Raw genomic sequence first — 18972 nt, 5'->3', positions numbered from 1 at the left:
TTTCTATACTCGTATTGTCATGCCATCGCTTAGAGATTGTTTATAAGCTCGTAGCGCAGGAATAAAGCCGATCACTGTACCAGCACCTTGAACCATTGCGAGCAGTGATAGTTCATAGTGAGACAGAGTCATCATGGTTAAATTAATACCGTAGTTTTGTTGGATGATCGGTGCGGCGATTGCAAGTAAGGTGTAAAGGCCCAATACACCAACAATAAGCCCGATAAACGTCAGTGCACTCGCTTCTAAAATGAGCAGTGAGAAGACGTGCCTTGGTCTTGCTCCCATTGCACGGAGAATCGCCATTTCACGACGTCGCTCTTGTAAACTGGTGAGTAGGCTTGAAAGCATACCCAATAAACCAGCGATAACGACAAAGACTGACACGGCCATTAGCGCTTGTTCGGCTACAGACATCATGCCCCAAAGTTCATGCAAAGCAACACCTGGTAAAATCGCACTGAGTGGCTCTTTGTTGTACGTGTTGATTTGACGCTGCAGCGCAAAGGTTTGAATCTTTGATTTCAATCCAACGAGCATTGCTGTGATTTGCTTTGGTTGGAAGTTGAGTTCGGCTAATTGCTCTGCTGTTGGGTTATTGCCAAGGTTTGCTCCCGACTCCCAACCGACATGAATGGCCTCGATCGCCTCAAGAGAAACATGAACGGTTTTGTCGACCGGAGTCCCTGTTGGAGCGAGAATTCCGACCACTTTAAACGGTAAATTATCATGGCGGCTGAAACCGACATCACTAATACCGTGAGCGATGATGATCTCTGTACCTATTTTGTAGCCTAGTTTCTTAGCGACATCCGCACCAATAACCGCTTCAAATAGACTATTGAATTCTTGTCCGTCGGTGAAAGCGAGGTTTTGTTTCTTTCCGTAACGGTAGTACTCGAAATAGCTGTGGTTGGTTCCCATCACACGGAAGCCTTTATGGGAATCACCGAGTGAAATTGGGATAGCCCAATCGACAGAACGATGTTGACTGAACTCTTGGTAGCTTCTCCAGTCGATGTTGTTGGTTGCGTTACCAATTCGAAAAACCGAATAAAGCAATAAGTTTACTTGGCCAGATCGTCCACCTACGATCAGATCCGTACCAGAAATTGTGTTGGCGAAGCTGCTTTTTGCTTCAGTACGGATGCGTTCTACACCCAATAGTAATATCACGGAAATAGCGACGGTAAGTATGGTCAAAATCGCGGTTACTTTGCGGTTTCGGGCGCTTTTCCAAGCTAGGGATAGGGTCGGGCTCATGCTTTCTCTCCTATCTGGTTGAGCTCTCTGAGATTGATACTGCGATCAAATAGGGGCTCTAAAGTGGGATCGTGGCTGACAAACAGTAGGGTTGAATTGGCTTGGTTGACTTGCTCAAGCAGTAATTCAATAAAAGCGCTACGGTTGTCGTAATCTAGGGATGACGTTGGTTCGTCGGCAATAATCAATGCAGGATTGCCGATCAGTGCTCGTGCTGCGGCGACGCGTTGTTGCTGGCCAATACTCAATTCAACGACAGGCTTATCGCGCAAAGTTTTGTCAAGGTGAAGCTTATCGAGTAAGTGGGCCGCATTAGCATGAAGGTCGCCTGTTACTTGTGCTTTACGTTGATGTGAGAACTGACAAGGTAAAACAACGTTTTCAATCACGCTTAAGTAAGGCAGTAAATTAAACTGCTGAAAAATATAGCCAATGTTGTCTGCACGAAATTTATCTCGGCGACTGCCTGAAATTTGACTAAGGTCTTCGCCTAGTACTTCAACCTGACCTTCTGTGGCTGTGTTGATACCAGTGAGAAGACTAAGTAGTGTGGATTTACCGCAGCCACTAGGCCCTTTAATGAAAAGGTGCTCTCCAGGCTTAATGGTTAAATGTGGAATATTGAGTGTTGGGACATCGTTCCCAGGCCACGTATATTTCACTTGCTCCAGCTTGATAATGGCTGGATTTCTTGTTTTATCCATCTTGTTTTCCATCGCAATGATGGTGGCTTAGTGATATGCCAAGCCACCCCATTTTTTACAGTGAGATTACAGTTTGTTTTGGCTGAAGGCGCAGAGCTTCTTGCTTTTCATCAGTCAGCAAGTTTACTTTTAGCGCTTCTGTTGCAGGGAAGAGCTTGAACCAAGAAGTCTCGATAGCATTTAGCTTGGTAATGTCACCACATTGATAGTGGTATTCAACCGTGAATTCACCATGTCCTGAATGACCTTCGTGATCGTGATGCTCGTCGTGGTCATGGTCATCATGCCCTTTATGGTCGTGATGCTCATCGTGGTCATGGTCATCATGTCCTTTATGATCGTGATGCTCGTCGTGGTCATGGTCATCATGTCCTTTATGGTCGTGATGCTCATCGTGGTCATGGTCATCATGCCCTTTGTGGTCGTGATGCTCATCGTGGTCATGGTCATCATGCCCTTTGTGGTCGTGATGCTCATCGTGATCATGGTCATCATGTCCTTTGTGGTCGTGATGCTCATCATGATCATGCTCACCATGCTTGTCTTCTAATGTATGTGAGACCGAGTAATGAGATAGCTGACAGTCTGCCGCTTGAGTTAAAGAGAAGACAAGATTGGCGCTGTTTAGCGTCTTGACTGCTTGAGCGAGCGTTTGTTTTTGTTGATCGTTTTCTGGAGCATGCTCAAAACCCACAACATCTGCGCCAGGTGCAGTGATCTCAATCAGTAATTCTTGACCATCTTGGGCGATATTGAGTTCTACTTCACCATGCACGTGTGCATCATGCTGGCGAAACCCTTCTTCTGCTACAACAGAGTGGCTAATTGTAAGAGCGACCAATGCCGCAAGTGGTGAAAGTTTGTACATCTTAAATCCTACGTAAAATTGTTCTATTTCATCAATGAGTTAAGCAGATGAATAGTAGAGGTGTGTAAAAATACTCTCATATAAGAGAGGGGTTACAAGTTAAACGTTAGGAAATGATGGGGGTGATCGCGCTCGATAGGCAAAGAGCGAAGGCGCTTGGTATTGGTAGGTAACTAATCGTTCAAATCGATCTGGTAGTGAAAGATCGATAATGGATATCGGGGCGCTAGCAACGGCATGGTGAGCAGCAGCAAAGAGCTGGCAATGATGTTCTTGATGATGAGATGGTGCTAAATCGTATTGGTGTTGAATAAATGCCAAGTTCATCCATAGCACCAACATCACACTAAAAAGTGCGATTGGTGCGAGTCGGAATGAATAGAGGCGAGTTTTAGACACGATCGAAAACCAAAGAAAAAGGAACTGTTATGTTATAACAATTCCCTTATAAACGCGAAATGCAATTGTGATTAGATGTTATCTTTGATCAAACCAAGGACAGCTTGAACATCACTTTCACTCAAAGCACCTTCTTTTACAAACAAGATTTTACCTTGCTTATCTTGAACGATGATAGCGGATGACTCTTCTTCGAGTTGCCACGCTTTTGCTACTTCGCCTTCTTTATCCAATACCATCGATGACCAAGGAAACTCTTTTTTGCTGTCTTCGGCTGAGGATTTTACAAATGACCCCGTTCCCCAAATCGCGTCATCCTGATTGATGATGGTGGTCGTTTGGTACTGTTCTGTTGGGAACTTTGCAGCAGTAATTGCCGCCATTAAAGGTGCGTTCATCTCTTTGGAGCTGCTGCGCCCGGCAATAGCCTGAATGACGCGAACCTTACCCAGAAGATTTTGGGTTGCCCAGTTTTGATAAGCCGTATCTTGGCTTTTAATCACGATTTCACCATGGCTTTGTACCTTTACAGCGGGAACGGTTTGACCGACTGTAAGGTTGTGTGCCATTGCGAACATTGGAGAGCATGCGATAGCAAGAGTGAGTAGAGTTTTGTTTTTCATTGTTATCTTCCTTTTTAAGTGCGCAAAAAGTATATACCTAAATCGGCAAATTTGGAGTGACGATGGATGAGGGAGTGAAATAGGACAAATTTTTTAACAAAATGATATACATTAAAATGCATTTGAGTATAATGCCGCTCGGTTCTAAGGGATAGAACTCTGCTTGTATAGCAAGCAGTTTCACAAAAGGATATTGGAGTTGTTATGCTGCGTGAATTTACCCGCTATCGCCCGCATCAAGTGGCGCGCTTTGTTAAGACCTTGTTTAAAGGGCAATTTGTTATCGCAGGTATTGGTGAGTTTTCGTTTGATAATGGAAAGGTTTTGTTGCCAGAACTGTCAGATAGACAAAAGTTAAGTACCTTCAAAGAGATAAACCAAGCCATTTCAGCGTTACCTGTTTAAGAAAAGCCGCCTAGTTAGGCGGCTTTTTGTATTTATGGGTTCGGGAAATGAGCTGAGTATGGGTTAGCTTTCTGGAGGGAAACAAACACCTGTTCCCCCTAAGCCGCAATAACCTGCAGGATTTTTAGCAAGATATTGTTGATGGTAATTCTCTGCATAGTAGTAAATACCTGCAGGTAAGATCTCAGTAGTGATACTGGCATGATTTTCACCCAGTAACGCTTGGTATTCCTGTTGCGATTGTATCGCTGCTTGATACTGTTCATCATTATAGACATAAATCGCTGAACGATATTGCGTCCCCAAATCATTGCCTTGTCGCATGCCTTGAGTCGGGTCATGACGTTCCCAGAATTTGGCCAAGAGTGCTGGTAAACTAATGATCTTCGGATCAAATACAACTCGAACAACTTCAGTATGACCAGTCTGTCCACTGCATACTTCATCGTAAGTCGGGTTTTTAGTAAAGCCACCAGAGTAGCCTACAGATGTACTGATAACGCCATCGAGTTGCCAAAAAAGGCGCTCAGCCCCCCAAAAACACCCCATGCCAAAGACAATTTTTTCGCAACCTTGGGCTGGCTCTGCGGTCAAACTGGATTGATTAACAAAATGTGTATCTTCAATGGCTAGCGGAGTATCGCGGCCCGGTAAGGCATCTTGTGCCGCTATCATGTTTTGTTTGTTGAGCATCATTATTTCCTTACTGATGAAATTTGATATATAGACCGCCCAATTGACTGTTTTCGTACAGACTTATTAATGCGCAGGCGTTATTATTCCGTTACCTAATTTTGAAAGATAATTAAGCATGTTACGCAAACCTTTACCAGTTCTGATTGCACTTCTTCTCTCTCCTAGCTTAGCCTTTGGCCAAGAAGTTGACTTGACCGTTGAAGGGCTAAAAGGGGCTGTAAAGGATAATGTTGATGCCTATTTATCGTCCATCCCAGAAAAAGACTACTCTACTAATTTACGTTTTCAAGCGCGTGTACAGCGCAATATTACCGAGGCCTTGAGTGCATTAGGTTACTACCATCCAACGTTTAAGTTTGAAACAAGCGAAAGTGGCGACGAGCTCATCGTAACGGTAGACCGGGGTCATTCAATTCGTTTTACCGAAATAGATATCCAAATTACAGGTGAGGCGAGAGATGACCCAGACTTTAAAGCGGCAATTGAAAACAGTGGCTTAAAAGTAGGCGCAAGGGTTAATCATAGTCTTTACGATGGTCTCAAGTCTAAAATCCGAAATCTTGCCCTCCAAAAAGGCTATTTTGAAGGTGACTATTCATTGAGCCGGCTTGAAGTTTCTCCTAGCGCTAACAAGGCGTTTGTTCGTCTTCATTTCGATAGTGGAATCCGCTACCACTTTGGCAGCAACGGCGTAACAGGCAGTCAGATAGAAGAAGAGCGAGTGCTTTCTCTAGCGCCGTATGAAAAGAATGAACCCTACCTCGTGTCTAAAGTAGGTGAGTACAACCAAAACTTATCCAATACCGATTGGTTCTCTTCCGTGTTTGTCGAGCCTGACTTAACCAAGCTTGGTGAAGGGCGTGAACTGCCAATGAAGGTGTCATTAGCACCCCAGGCGCGCAATAAACTTGAGACAGGTATAGGTTTCTCAACAGATGTCGGTATCCGTGGGTCGCTCAAATGGAAAAAACCTTGGGTAAATGATCGAGGCCATAGTTTTGATAGCAGCCTCTCTCTGTCTAAACCTGAACAGACAATTACGGCCGGCTACCGAATCCCACTTGATGATGTGCTGAAAGATTACTATCGAATCCAATACGGGATGAAAAATCTCGATAGTGGTGACACCAAAAGTTTGGAGTCAAATCTTGCGGTTGAAAGGCATTGGATCTTAGACAATGGCTGGCATCGAACTGTATTTGTTCGTTACTTGCTTGAGAATTATGAACAAGGTTTGCAGGATGATAACGCCCAGTTTGTCTTGCCGGGTATCTCCTTCTCACGTAGTCGAGTGCGTGGTGGCTCGATGCCGATGTGGGGAGACAGACAGAGCTTTACTTTGGAGTATGGTGACCCGAGTATGCTTTCTGAAACCCGAGTCGCTCGTTTTCAAGGGGGGATGACTTGGATTCGCAGTGCTGGTGAAAATCATCGAGGCTTGTTTCGAGTCGATGGTGGTGCCAACGTGGCGGAAGAGTTTGAGAAACTTTCCCCATCGTTACGTTTCTTTGCTGGTGGTGATAACAACCTACGTGGTTATGGCTTTGAGTCGATTTCTCCAAAGGACGAGAGTGGCGCGTTGACCGGTGCGAAATATATGGTCACGACTTCCCTTGAGTATCAATACCGTGTTTATGGTGACTGGTGGGGCGCAGTGTTTTACGACTACGGTGATGCCTTTAATGAGTCTCCTGAGTTTAAACGCGGTACAGGTGTGGGCATTCGTTGGGCATCGCCTGTTGGTCCGATTCGCTTAGATTTTGCCTGGGGACTGGATGAGAAACCAGGTGATGAGTTTAAAGTACACTTTACGTTGGGGCCTGAACTATGACCAAGTTAGTACTTAAATGGTCAAAATGGCTATCGCTTTCTTTTATCGGCCTATTATTGACCTTGATTGTTGGTGTGAGCTTTTTATTGTTCACTCATCCTGGTCTTGGCGTGATCTTGTGGGGGGCTGAAAAGTTTGTCCCTCAATTAAAGGTCGATTCTTATCAAGGTTCATTGCTTCCGAGATTTACACTGAATGAGCTGCAATTTAATGATACTGATTTAGGTATCGAAACCCATGCTCGTTCGGTGACACTTGCCGTTAATCCTGCCTGTTTTACAGAACCTGGTATCTGTGTCGATGATGTTGCCATTGATGGTCTTCGTTTTGCTATGCCTGAAGCGCCGGCATCAAGTGAACCTTCAGAAGAAGAAACCAGCACTGGCAAGATCACAACGCCAGTACCAATTAAAGTCCATCGCGTCGCGTTGACCGATATTGATTTAGATATTTTGGGCAATCGTATTGATTGGCAAACTTTTACGACAGGATTTTTCTTCCAAGGTAACAACTTAAGGCTCAGTAAAACGGCTTTGCAGCAAATCAATGTTGAACTGGCAGAAAGTGAAGAAGCGGCCCCTGAGCCTGTATCGAGCGCCGCACCCACCACCATTGAGTTACCGGACATTGAGCTACCACTGCAAGTTGAAGTGGTTCGTCTTGACGTGAATGAGTTTAGATTAAAGCAAGCGACGCCAGTCATTGTTAATCATCTGGGTTTACAAGCCAAAGCGGCGGGCTCAGAGGTTACTATCTCTACTTTAGAATTAGAGATGCCAGAGGTTGAAGCACAACTTGAAAGTCAAGTTACCCTTAACCAGGGATATCCACTCGACCTTAAGTTGCAAGCGACGGTGAAAGAGGAGACCGCAAATGGTCAGACTCTACAATTAACCGCCAGTGGCAGTGTCGCTGACTTGAACCTTAATGCTGAGTTGGGTGGATTAGCCGAAGCGACACTTCAAGCTCAACTTCAGCCATTAGAACCTGAACTGCCCTTTGATATCAAATTGCAAAAAGGCGATGTCCAATGGCCACTACACGGCAAAGGAGACTACTTTGTCACGATTGACCATCTCGAATCGAAAGGATCTCTAGATGGTTATAGTGTGGATCTCACCACCAAGATAAAAGGCAAAGACCTACCTGATTTAGATCTAAGGGTTGATGGTAAAGGTACACTTGAGCAGATCGATTTATCGTCTATCCAATTGAATACCTTAGGTGGTTCTGTATCGGGTGATGTGATGGCTAACTGGAAAGAGCCAATCAATTGGGCAGCAAATCTATCCTTAACCCATATCCAACCGGGATTACAGTGGCCAGACGCTGAAGGTGATATCAGTGGCGTTGTATCGACGACAGGCTCATTGACTGAAGCTGGCGGTTGGAAAGTCGCGGTGAGTAAGCTAGATATTGACGGTATCTTACGGGAGTACCCATTAAATATTGAAGGTCAGCTCAACGCTTCTGATGTTAGAGGGAATGGTAATTTAAGGTTTGATACTGATGGCCTAGTCTTGTCCCATGGACCAAATAATATTCATGCAAAAGGCAAACTCACCGACGAGTGGCGGATGCATTTGTCACTTGATTTGCCACAGTTAGCGAAATCCGTACCTGACTTAAATGGTAAGGCGATTGGTGATGTGGTGCTGCGTGGTCCGTTGAAAGAGCCTCGAGTGAAGCTTGCATTGGATGTTGATTCACTCGACTGGAAACAGCAAGCAACGGTCAAACACGTAACGTTAAAAGGCAACGTGACACCTTTACCTGCGCCAAGCGGTGATTTAGAGCTGAAAATTAGCGATGCGACCTATCAAGATCATGTAATCGATGACGTATCTCTGGTCTTTAATGGCACTCAAAAAGCACATCAACTGACACTGGATGTGGTCTCCAATATTGCTTCGACCAGCTTAGCACTCGCGGGTTCTTTAGTTGATAAACCTGATATCAGTTGGAATGGCGCATTAGAACGAATGAGCATCTCTTCTGAACAAGGTGAGTGGACGCTCGATCATTCAACGCCAATTGGCTTTGAAATGGCCACTCAACAGGTATCAGTGGCTGCGCATTGTTGGCTGCAAGCAGACTCTTCACTCTGTTTAAATGAAAACATCAAAGTAGGTGAGAGTGGTGAAGCCAGCTTAAGCGTGAAGCAATTTAACTTCGATCAAATCAAAGCATTTGTTCCTGAGGCGACAGAGCTGAAAGGTGAAGCGAATGCGGATGTATGGGCAAAGTGGGATGGTGCAAACTCTCCTGAGGTTAAGGTTTCTGTGGAGTTGCCTAGCGGTCAAGTGACACAAAAACTTGATCAGCCACTACAAGTGGGTTGGGAATCCATCAAACTTAATGCCGTGTTGAAGCAAGACCGATTAGATGCCGATTGGTTAATCGATGTTCGTGACAATGGTGATATCTCGGGTAAGGCAACGATTCCGAATGTGTTGGTCGAAGATAAGCAAATTGATGGCAAACTGCAGCTTTCTACCTTTACCTTAGATTTCTTGTCACCTCTACTTGGGGAGTATAACGAGCTTAAGTCGAGTATTACCACAGATTTAGCCTTCTCTGGCCCGGTTATGCAGCCTAAGGTGGATGGCCAGTTTGTCATTGATGACATGCGTTTGCAGGGGCAAATCTCTCCAGTGCAAGTCGATTCTGGACGCTTAACTATCGACTTTTCGGGCTATCAAGCTCAGTTAAAGGCGGGCCTCAATACGCCTGATGGGACTTTGAAGCTAACAGGTGATGCAGATTGGCACAATCTTGAGGAGTGGAGTACCAAACTAAGAGTATTTGCTTCTGAATTGAAAGTGGAAGTGCCGCCCATGGTCGACATTAAAGTAGTTCCTGATATGACTATTTCAGCGACACCAAAATTCGCCAAAATTGAGGGTGATATTGGTTTACCATGGGGGCGTATTGTCGTTGAGGAGTTGCCACCGAGTGCGATTGGCATATCGAAAGATCAGGTGATACTCAATGAACAACTTCAACCTGAAGAGAGCATGTCGTCCATACCGTTTGCTGTCGAAACGAATATTAATATCTCGATTGGGGATGACTTTAAACTGTCCGCATTTGGCCTTGAAGGTGGACTAAAAGGTAACTTGAATGTTGCCCAGCGCGATAAAGGGCCATTTATAACTGGTGAAATCAACATTATTGACGGTTCATATCAATCCTTTGGTCAAGATTTGGTAATTGAACAAGGCAAGATTTTGATGAATGGTCCAGTGGATCAGCCATACGTTCAGATTACGGCTATCCGTAACCCGGACAACACTCAAGATGATGTCACAGCGGGTGTGAAAGTAACTGGCCCAGCGACAGAGCCAATAGTCACTATTTTCTCAGATCCAGCGATGCCACAAGCAAACGCGCTCTCTTACTTACTACGCGGGCAAGATATTGATGGGGAATCTGGTGGTAACGCCATGACAACAACTTTGATTGGTTTGAGTTTAGCCCAGAGCGGTCGCGTGGTAGGTGAAATTGGCGAGGCTTTCGGTGTGCAAGATTTGCAACTTGATACCGCTGGATCAGGGGAAGACTCTCAAGTTACCGTGAGTGGCTATGTTTTACCGGGTTTACAGGTTAAATATGGCGTGGGTATTTTTGATTCTGTTGGTGAGTTTACAGTACGTTATAGATTGATGACGGATCTTTACGTTGAGACAGTAACGGGTGTCAGCAGTGCAGTAGACTTACTCTATCAGTTTGAATTCAACTAAATAGCAAGAGGGCAGGGAAAGCAATGCAACACTTACTTTTTGTTTATGGCACCTTGCGTCAAGGAGGCAGCAATCAAGCCTTCTTGGAAAAGAGCGAGTTTCTTGGTCAGCATGAGACATTGCCTGAATATGCGCTCTATGATTTAGGGGCGTATCCTGCTGTGATTGCTGGACATCACCGAATTGTCGGTGAAGTTTACTTGATTGATGATGTAACATTAGCGCGAATTGATAAGCTTGAAGACGTGCCTATTGAGTATCGCCGAGAGCAAATTGAGACGCCATTTGGTCTAGCATGGATTTACCTTTACCAAGATACAAGCCAATTGGATGTTCTATTATCGTCAGGTGATTGGTGTCAGCGTGTCTAATCGCAAGGAGAGAACGATGAGATTGAAAAGAGTCATCTCAATTGGGCTGACACTGTTTGTCGCGGGTTGTGCTGCAGTCCCTACTCCGCAGTCAGATTCTGCTGCCGCTTGGAGCCAATATGGTGAAACGCGAGGTGAGCAAGGGTATTTGAAGCAGTCAGAATCTCGTTTAGCCAAGCTCGATGATTTGGGGATCCTCACGCCTGAACTCTATGCGGCTTATCTCGATGGATATCAGGCAGGGCGTGGGGTTTATTGCGAACAGGATGCTTATATTCTAGGAGTAAAAGGCATGCCTTATTATGGTGTCTGTGATGACCTTAACCCATTCTTTAACCAAGATTATATCTCTGGGCGAAATTCAACCGCAGGACGATTGTGATTAATTGAAAGAGCCAGCAGTGATGCTGGCTCTTTGCTATTGGAAACTAGAAGTCATTAATTGGCACGCTCAAAGGATTCCATGATCTCTTTGCGAGCAGCGGCGGCATCTTCCCAACCCTCTACTTTCACCCATTTACCCGATTCCAACTCTTTGTATCGCTCAAAAAAATGAGTAATTTGCGCTTTCAGTAACTCAGGAATATCGCCCACATCTTGAATATGTTCGTACTCTTTAGACAGTTTAGAGTGTGGTACTGCAAACACTTTGGCATCTTCGCCTGACTCATCGGTCATCTTCAACACACCCACAGGGCGACAGCGTATCACTGAACCGGGCATCAATGGATGAGGAGTGGGAACAAGGACATCAACGGGATCGCCATCGAGTGACAAAGTGTGGTTTACATAGCCATAGTTGCAAGGGTAGAACATTGGTGCTGACATAAAGCGATCAACAAACACAGCGCCTGAATCTTTATCGACTTCGTATTTGATTGGGTCAGCATTGGCTGGAATTTCAATAACGACATAGATGTCATCTGGAAGAGACTTGCCTGCCGGTACGTCATTTAAGCTCATAGTTAAAGTTCCTTTTTTGATTTCCTCTGTGAGGAGTATGGGCTGAAATTTAACCTAAATACCTTACTGCTAAACTCGGTTTTCTGTAAATACAGCGAGCGAGACTTGGCTCAGGAAATGACATTATTATAGTTGAACTGAGCTAATCATAAGAAAGGCGCTCAATGAGCGCCTTTTATACTGGGTTATTCTTCGTCTCGATTGAGCTCTAAGAACTCTTCGACTTTGTTGACCATGTTTTTAGAGCCTACAAAGAATGGCACGCGTTGGTGCAGTTCGGTTGGCTTGATGTCCATGATACGAGTGACACCATCAGAGGCCACACCGCCAGCTTGCTCAATGATGTAAGCCATTGGGTTGCACTCATACAAAAGACGCAGTTTACCGTTCGGGTGACTTTGCGTGCTTGGGTACAAGTAGATACCGCCTTTAAGTAGGTTACGATGGAAGTCGGCTACGAGTGAACCAATGTAGCGAGATGTGTATGGGCGATTCTCACTTGGTGCATTTTCTTGGCAGTACTTGATGTACTTTTTCACGCCCATAGGGAAGCGAATGTAGTTACCTTCGTTGATCGAGTAGATGGTGCCATCTTGAGGAATCATCATATTCTCGTGAGAAAGGCAGAAAGTACCGAGCGATGGATCATAAGTAAAACCGTTGACGCCGTTACCTGTGGTGTACACCAACATGGTTGAAGAACCATAAATGACGTAACCCGCCGCCACTTGTTTATGACCTGGCTGAAGGAAATCTTCTTCTGTTGGTGGGGTGCCAATTGGAGACACGCGACGGTAGATTGAGAAGATAGTACCAACAGAAACATTCACGTCGATGTTTGAAGAACCATCTAATGGGTCCATCAATACAACGTATTTTGCGTTTTTGTTGAGTTCTTTGTTGAAGGCTACCGCTTCGTCTTCTTCTTCACTTGCTACACCACACACTTGGTCGCGTGCTTCAAGCGCGGCTTTAAACTTCTCGTTGGCGTAAAGATCCAGTTTTTGTTGATCTTCGCCTTGAACGTTTTCAGTGCCTACTGCGCCTGTGATATCACCAAGACCAGCGGCGTTGATTTCGCGGTTTACGATTTTAGCTGCAAGGCGAATGGAAGAAAGCAGGGATGATAGATCACCGCTAGCGTGGGGGAAGTCCGCTTGTTTCTCAACAATGAACTCGCCAAGGGTGCGCATTCCAGACATGATTTTTCCTTAAAAGTCGCTTCAAATTATAGGGGGATGTGGCATTGATAATCTCTATACGGATCGTTTCTAAATGCTCGCTCTAAGTGTAAAAGCAGGATCTTTTTATTGGTAATGAACTAACTGCTTGAGATCTCAATTTATTTGTCGACTTGAGAATAGTTTTCATAACAAAACGGTGAGCAATTGGTTTGGTTGAGATTTGTTCAAATAAGTAAGGCTTGCGTCATACAGTGATCAAAGTAGTTCGCTTTTCAGTGCTTTATCGCCATAATGACTTCACTATTTTTGCCTGATATAGGGTCAGTCTATGCATATTCATATCTTGGGGATTTGTGGCACTTTTATGGGTGGCGCAGCGGTGTTAGCTCGTCAACTCGGACATAAAGTGACGGGGAGTGACGAGAATGTTTATCCTCCAATGAGTACGCTTCTTGAGTCTCAAGGTATTGATATTATAGAGGGCTTTGACCCGTCTCAGCTGGATCCGGCTCCGGATTTGGTCGTGATAGGCAATGCGATGAGCCGTGGTAATCCATGTGTTGAGCACGTGCTGAATACCAACATGCGTTACACCTCTGGTCCACAGTGGCTGCAAGAGTTTTTGCTCCATGATCGCTGGGTATTAGCGGTTTCCGGGACTCATGGTAAAACGACCACTTCAAGTATGCTGGCATGGATACTCGAAGATTGCGGTTATCAGCCAGGGTTCTTGGTTGGTGGTGTTCTGGGTAATTTTGGAGTTTCTGCTCGATTGGGCGAAAGCATGTTTTTTGTCGTGGAAGCGGACGAATATGACAGCGCTTTTTTTGACAAGCGTTCTAAGTTTGTTCATTACCACCCAAGAACGTTAGTGATGAACAATTTGGAGTTTGATCACGCAGACATCTTTGATGATCTTGAAGCAATCAAACGTCAGTTTCACCATTTAGTGCGTACTGTTCCAGGAAACGGGCGCATTTTGGCACCGAAGCAAGATAGCGCGTTAGACGATGTTTTAGCGCGCGGTTGCTGGAGCGAGCAAGAGTTCAGCGGCGAACAAGGAGACTGGCAAGCAGAGAAAGTAACCCGTGATGGTTCGCATTTTAAAGTTCACTTCCAAGCTCAAGAAGTGGGGAAAGTGAAATGGGATCTCGTTGGTGATCACAACGTTGATAACGCGCTGATGGCAATTGCTGCCGCGCGTCATGTAGGTGTAACGGCGGATCTTGCTTGTGAATCGTTAGCTAAATTTATCAATACCAAGCGCCGTCTTGAGCTAAAAGGCGAAGTCGCTGGGGTAACGGTTTACGATGATTTTGCCCATCACCCAACTGCAATTGAACTAACCTTAGGTGGATTACGTAACAAGGTCGGTGAAAAGCGCATTCTCGCAGTATTAGAGCCTCGCAGCGCGACCATGAAACGCGGTGTTCATAAAGATACGTTGGCGGCATCTTTAGCGGCGGCGGACGAAGTCTTCTTGTATCAACCTGACAGTATTGATTGGTCTGTTGAAGAGGTTGCTCAGCAATGTCGCCAGAATGCAACGGTGTCAGACAATGTCGACCTATTGGTTGAGAGTATTGTTCTGCAAGCCAAAGCTGGTGATCAGATATTGGTAATGAGTAATGGCGGCTTTGAAGGTATCCACAATAAGTTGTTAGAACAATTAGCAGCGAAAAAGAGTTAATTGAGAAGCGCGAACATGAGTAGTAAACAGAAAGCGATCACCCTTGCATTCACTGGAGCTTCAGGCGCCCCTTACGGATTACGTTTGTTGGAGTGTCTTTTAGCCGCTGACTATCGGGTCTATTTATTGATCTCATCAGCAGCTCGTGTGGTGTTGGCAACAGAACATGGTCTTAAACTTCCTGGAAATCCGGAAGCTGCGCAGCAGACATTGGTAGAACATTTAAACTGTAACCCTGAAAAGCTCACCGTATGTGGTAAAGATGATTGGTTCTCGCCGGTCGCTTCAGGTTCTGCTGCACCAAAACAGATGGTGGTATGCCCATGTTCAGCTGGCAGTGTCGCCGCAATTGCTCACGGCATGTCTGATAATTTGATCGAGCGCGCTGCTGACGTGGTGATGAAAGAGCGAGGTCAATTGCTGCTGGTGGTTCGTGAAACGCCATTTTCGACACTCCACCTTGAGAACATGCATAAGCTGTCGCAAATGGGCGTCACAATTATGCCAGCTGCACCGGGTTTTTATCACCAGCCTAAGTCGATTGAGGACTTGGTCGACTTCATGGTGGCACGCATTTTGGACCATCTTGGCGTTGAGCAAGGCTTAGTTCCTCGCTGGGGATATGACCAACGTGGTTAACCCTTAGACAACATAATCTAGCTATTGAGTCTCATAACTATTACAATCTAGCCGACACTCATCGGGGAGCAATTCATTCTGTGAATGATGCTGAGATCGAGACTTTACTCAAGTCCGGGACCCGTAGACCTGAACCAGATAATGCTGGCGTAGGAATTGAGTACGGACATAGCACCTATAAATTACCTCGCTTTTGTCCCTCAAGCCTGTGCCGCTCAACAAGGAGAGAGCGAGCAGTGAAAACCACTCTAAGCACCATTTCTTTAAGCGCAGTTGCGGTTGCAACTCTATCTTCATTTTCAGCCGTGGCTGCTGATAAGTCTCTGACAGTTTACACCTATGATTCGTTTGCAGCAGATTGGGGCCCAGGTCCAAAAGTCGAGCAAGCATTCGAGCAGAAGTGTGGTTGTGATGTGAATTTTGTCGCGCTGGATGATGGCGTTTCGATTCTTAACCGTCTGCGCTTAGAAGGGAACAATAGCAAGGCGGATATCGTACTTGGACTCGACAACAATCTGATGGCTGAGGCGAAAAAGACAGGCCTTCTTGCTGAGCACAGTGTCGATACTGATTCGGTGACACTACCTAACGGTTGGAGTGACAGTACGTTTGTTCCTTATGACTTTGGTTATTTCGCTTTTGTTTACAACAAAGAGAAATTGGCTAACCCACCGAAAAGCTTAAAAGAGCTGGTTGAGTCACGCGACGACCTTAAAGTGATTTATCAAGATCCTCGTACATCAACACCTGGTCAAGGCTTGATGCTATGGATGAAGTCAGTATATGGCGATGACGTTGCCAATGCGTGGCAAAACTTAGCTAAGAAGACGGTAACGGTCACTAAGGGTTGGTCTGAAGCTTACTCTATGTTCCTAGAAGGTGAGTCGGATCTGGTTCTTTCTTACACCACTTCTCCTGCGTATCACCTGATTGCTGAGAACGACGCAAAGTTTGCAGCTGCCGACTTCGCGGAAGGCCACTACACACAAGTGGAAGTTGCCGCTAAGGTAAAAGGTTCTAAAAACCAAGCGCTCGCGGATGAATTCATGGCCTTTATCTTAAGTGATGAGTTCCAATCTGTGATGCCAACGGGCAACTGGATGTATCCAGTGACCAATGTTGAGTTACCGCAAGGTTTCGAAACATTAACAGTGCCAAACAAAGCATTGAGCTTCAGCGCAGATAAAGTGGCAGAGAACCGCAAATCTTGGATTCGCGAGTGGCAAAGTGCGCTAACATTCTAAGGTTAATTGTTTGTATAACGTTCCTAAAATAGGCTTATGGGTCGCGATGTTTATCGCGGCCTTTGTTGTTTCAGCCTTAGGTGCTTTGCTTATCGAAGCCCCCTCTCTAAATGTGATGCAAGTATGGCAAGATCCTTACTATCGTCATGTGACCCAATTCAGCTTCTACCAATCTTTTTTATCAACAGTATTGAGCGTAGGTTTGGCGATTCCGGTTGCACATGCTTTATCTCGACGCGAATTTCCAGGCAAGAGGCTGTTATTGAAGTTGTTTGCGACCACCCTAGTGTTGCCGGTATTGGTGGGGGTTTTTGGTCTGTTAGCGATTTACGGCAACAGTGGCTTATTGGCCGATGGCTTTAAAGCTTTAGATTCAAAATTGCCATTTTCTATTTATGGCCTTAACGGCATCTTATTAGCGCATCTGTTTTTTAATCTTCCCTACGCGACTCGTTTGTTGCTCCAATCACTTGAATCAATACCAGCGGAGCAACATAAGCTCTGTGCGCATCTTGGTATGAGCCACTGGCAAAAGTTTGTTTGGGTGGAATGGCCACGCTTAAAGCAGCAGCTCGCCCATGTATGTGGTTTGGTCTTTATGCTCTGTTTTACTAGCTTCGCTACGGTGATGGCGCTTGGTGGCGGTCCTAAGTCGACCACCATAGAGTTGGCGATCTATCAAGCCATTAAGTTTGACTTTGACTTGCAAGCGGGTGCTCTACTGGCGATCTGGCAGATGTTATTGTGCGGCGTGATGGCCTTGGCGATTCAGCGTTTAGCGAAACCAATTGCTACCTCATCAGGTAGCCAAGATCAAAAGAGATACCTTACGCGAGATACACAACTCTCTAAATGTTGGGACTGGATCTGGATAGGCTTTTCCGTCTTGCTCGTGCTGCCGCCGTTACTGATGGTCATTGTCAGCGGAGTGAACAGTCAGGCAGTATCGGTATTCAGTGATAGCCGTTTTTGGTTGGCGCTCTGGTCATCATTAAAGGTGGCTACTTTTGCCAGCTTGATCGCTTTAGTTGCAGGGATAGCGATTCTGGTGACAAGTCGTCGTTTAAGGCTTAATTACCAGAATAAACGAGCAGACAATATTGAACTGATTGGCACCATCATTTTGGTTACGCCTGGCTTGGTTGTATCGACCGGATTGTTTTTACTTCTACGCAGTTTTACTGATGTCTTTAGCTTGGCCTTTTTTGTTGTGGTTGCGGTTAATGCTCTGATGGGGCTACCTTACGTGATTAAGACGCTTGCTCAGCCGATGCTTCAAGTTGAACAACAATACCAGTACCTTTGTGCCAGTTTGGGCATTAAAGGATGGCAACGTTTGCAGGTTGTGGAGTGGCGAGCTTTGAAGAAACCGATGGCACATGCTTTTGCGATTAGTTTTATGTTTGCGATTGGGGATCTGAGTGCTATCGCGCTATTTGGCAGTCAAGAGTTTCGCACTCTACCTCTGTATTTATTTCAATTGCTAGGTAGCTACCAAATGGAAGCAGCAGCAGTGGTTTCGGTGACGTTGTTGCTACTCAGTGTTGGTTGTTTTACGTTGATTGAAACCTTATTCAAAGCCAATTCAAAGGTGACTTATGTTGACGCTAAGTGATGTTCATTACTATTACCACCGAGATTTATTTCATTTTGACGCGCATATAAATACCGGTGAAATTCTTGCTCTGATGGGGCCGAGTGGGGCGGGTAAATCAACCTTGTTGGCTTTGGTCGCTGGGTTTATTGAACCAGAGCGCGGAGACATTAAGGTTGAAGGTCAATCCATATTGGGTAAAGAGCCACACCAACGACCTTTTGCTATGTTGTTCCAAGAGCACAACCTTTTTGCCCACCTAACGGTAAGAGAGAACATTGGTTTAGGTCTTGAGCCTGGCTTGAAGTTAAGCCAAGAACAAAAAGGTCAAGTTGAGCTGGCGGCTCAGCAAGTTGGGGTTGCAGAATACCTTGACCGTATACCAGAGCAGTTATCTGGAGGACAGCGACAACGTGTGGCATTAGCACGCTGTTTTGTTCAACCAGCACCAATTTGGTTATTGGATGAGCCTTTTTCTGCTCTTGATCCTGTGTTGCGTGAAGAGATGCTCTGTTTGGTTCAGAAGTTGGCGAGCGAAAGACAAGCTACGGTTTTAATGGTGACTCACCATATTAGTGATGCCAAAGCGATAGCAACTCAGTTTTTGTTTGTAGCGAACAACCAAGTTGAGGTTGTAGGGGATATTGGGGAATTATCTTCTCAACATGAGAACAAACAGCTGAGCGAATTTGTCCGAGCTGGTGAGTAATTGCGTTTGATATAAAAAGAGCCGATGTTTGACCATCAGCTCTTAT

The 18972-nt window shown here is 45.3% G+C and carries 18 protein-coding genes and 1 riboswitch; of the genes, 10 read left to right on the top strand and 8 right to left on the bottom strand.

The annotated features are described in order from the left end of the window. Window positions 1-3 precede the first annotated feature (3 nt). The 5 genes from GVO60_RS19035 to GVO60_RS19015 all read right to left on the bottom strand — a co-directional run bounded on the left by GVO60_RS19035 (window position 4) and on the right by GVO60_RS19015 (window position 3857). Window positions 4-1263 (bottom strand): ABC transporter permease, encoded by a 1260-nt coding sequence (locus GVO60_RS19035; RefSeq protein WP_159656913.1) that lies wholly within the window; start codon window positions 1261-1263, stop codon window positions 4-6. Next, window positions 1260-1967, bottom strand: a complete 708-nt coding sequence (locus tag GVO60_RS19030; RefSeq protein WP_159656911.1) for an ABC transporter ATP-binding protein — start codon at window positions 1965-1967, stop codon at window positions 1260-1262. The genes GVO60_RS19035 and GVO60_RS19030 overlap by 4 nt, the downstream gene beginning before the upstream one ends. A gap of 55 nt (window positions 1968-2022) precedes the next feature. Then, the gene (zrgA, locus tag GVO60_RS19025; protein ID WP_159656909.1) at window positions 2023-2835 is read right to left on the bottom strand and encodes a zinc uptake protein ZrgA; all 813 of its coding nucleotides are present in this window, start codon (window positions 2833-2835) and stop codon (window positions 2023-2025) included. Between the two features lie 99 nt (window positions 2836-2934). Then, window positions 2935-3234, bottom strand: a complete 300-nt coding sequence (locus tag GVO60_RS19020) for a DUF2607 family protein (RefSeq protein WP_225874949.1) — start codon at window positions 3232-3234, stop codon at window positions 2935-2937. A gap of 71 nt (window positions 3235-3305) precedes the next feature. Further along, window positions 3306-3857 (bottom strand): YtfJ family protein, encoded by a 552-nt coding sequence (locus tag GVO60_RS19015; RefSeq protein ID WP_159656907.1) that lies wholly within the window; start codon window positions 3855-3857, stop codon window positions 3306-3308. A gap of 204 nt (window positions 3858-4061) precedes the next feature. Between GVO60_RS19015 and GVO60_RS19010 the strand changes: the two genes are divergently transcribed. Then, window positions 4062-4262 (top strand): DUF1107 domain-containing protein, encoded by a 201-nt coding sequence (locus tag GVO60_RS19010; protein WP_159656905.1) that lies wholly within the window; start codon window positions 4062-4064, stop codon window positions 4260-4262. A 63-nt stretch (window positions 4263-4325) separates the two neighbouring features. Here GVO60_RS19010 and msrA read toward each other — a convergent pair whose 3' ends face one another. Further along, entirely contained in the window at window positions 4326-4955 is a 630-nt protein-coding gene (msrA, locus tag GVO60_RS19005) for a peptide-methionine (S)-S-oxide reductase MsrA (RefSeq protein ID WP_159656903.1), read from the bottom strand. 118 nt (window positions 4956-5073) lie between these two features. Here msrA and tamA point away from each other — a divergent pair, with 118 nt between their 5' ends. Genes tamA through GVO60_RS18985 form a run of 4 tightly spaced genes read left to right on the top strand, consistent with a single transcriptional unit; the run spans window position 5074 to window position 11285 of the window. Further along, on the top strand, window positions 5074-6789 hold the full coding sequence (gene tamA / locus GVO60_RS19000) for an autotransporter assembly complex protein TamA (RefSeq protein WP_159656901.1): 1716 nt from the start codon (window positions 5074-5076) through the stop codon (window positions 6787-6789). After that, window positions 6786-10532: an autotransporter assembly complex protein TamB gene (tamB, locus tag GVO60_RS18995; RefSeq protein ID WP_159656899.1), complete on the top strand. Its 3747-nt coding sequence runs from the start codon at window positions 6786-6788 to the stop codon at window positions 10530-10532. Before tamA ends, tamB begins: the two co-directional genes overlap by 4 nt. A 23-nt stretch (window positions 10533-10555) precedes the next feature. Continuing rightward, window positions 10556-10903 (top strand): gamma-glutamylcyclotransferase family protein, encoded by a 348-nt coding sequence (locus GVO60_RS18990; protein ID WP_159656897.1) that lies wholly within the window; start codon window positions 10556-10558, stop codon window positions 10901-10903. Window positions 10904-10919: 16 nt separating this feature from the next. Further along, on the top strand, window positions 10920-11285 hold the full coding sequence (locus tag GVO60_RS18985) for a DUF2799 domain-containing protein (protein WP_159656895.1): 366 nt from the start codon (window positions 10920-10922) through the stop codon (window positions 11283-11285). A 56-nt stretch (window positions 11286-11341) separates the two neighbouring features. On the opposite strand, the gene ppa is transcribed toward GVO60_RS18985, so the two are convergent. Both ppa and fbp read right to left on the bottom strand, forming a co-directional pair. After that, window positions 11342-11866 (bottom strand): inorganic diphosphatase, encoded by a 525-nt coding sequence (ppa, locus tag GVO60_RS18980; RefSeq protein WP_159656893.1) that lies wholly within the window; start codon window positions 11864-11866, stop codon window positions 11342-11344. A 185-nt stretch (window positions 11867-12051) separates the two neighbouring features. Continuing rightward, window positions 12052-13068, bottom strand: a complete 1017-nt coding sequence (gene fbp / locus GVO60_RS18975; RefSeq protein ID WP_159656891.1) for a class 1 fructose-bisphosphatase — start codon at window positions 13066-13068, stop codon at window positions 12052-12054. A 310-nt stretch (window positions 13069-13378) separates the two neighbouring features. On the opposite strand from fbp, the gene mpl reads away from it, so the two are divergent. From mpl to thiQ, 5 genes are all read left to right on the top strand, one after another. Next, window positions 13379-14740, top strand: a complete 1362-nt coding sequence (gene mpl, locus GVO60_RS18970) for a UDP-N-acetylmuramate:L-alanyl-gamma-D-glutamyl-meso-diaminopimelate ligase (protein ID WP_159656889.1) — start codon at window positions 13379-13381, stop codon at window positions 14738-14740. Window positions 14741-14755: 15 nt separating this feature from the next. Beyond that, window positions 14756-15379, top strand: coding sequence for a flavin prenyltransferase UbiX (locus tag GVO60_RS18965; protein ID WP_159656887.1), 624 nt, complete (start codon window positions 14756-14758; stop codon window positions 15377-15379). Between the two features lie 52 nt (window positions 15380-15431). Beyond that, window positions 15432-15552: riboswitch (TPP riboswitch) on the top strand. Between the two features lie 63 nt (window positions 15553-15615). Next, entirely contained in the window at window positions 15616-16623 is a 1008-nt protein-coding gene (gene thiB / locus GVO60_RS18960; protein WP_159656885.1) for a thiamine ABC transporter substrate binding subunit, read from the top strand. 10 nt (window positions 16624-16633) lie between these two features. Further along, window positions 16634-18238, top strand: coding sequence for a thiamine/thiamine pyrophosphate ABC transporter permease ThiP (thiP, locus tag GVO60_RS18955; RefSeq protein WP_159656883.1), 1605 nt, complete (start codon window positions 16634-16636; stop codon window positions 18236-18238). Then, window positions 18222-18926, top strand: coding sequence for a thiamine ABC transporter ATP-binding protein (thiQ, locus tag GVO60_RS18950; RefSeq protein WP_159656881.1), 705 nt, complete (start codon window positions 18222-18224; stop codon window positions 18924-18926). The genes thiP and thiQ overlap by 17 nt, the downstream gene beginning before the upstream one ends. Window positions 18927-18972 lie beyond the last annotated feature (46 nt).

This window comes from Vibrio atypicus, assembly GCF_009811315.1.
In the GTDB taxonomy this organism is placed as follows: domain Bacteria; phylum Pseudomonadota; class Gammaproteobacteria; order Enterobacterales; family Vibrionaceae; genus Vibrio; species Vibrio atypicus.
The sequence above is the reverse complement of the archived record's forward strand: the minus strand, read 5'-3'. Positions and strand labels throughout refer to the sequence as shown.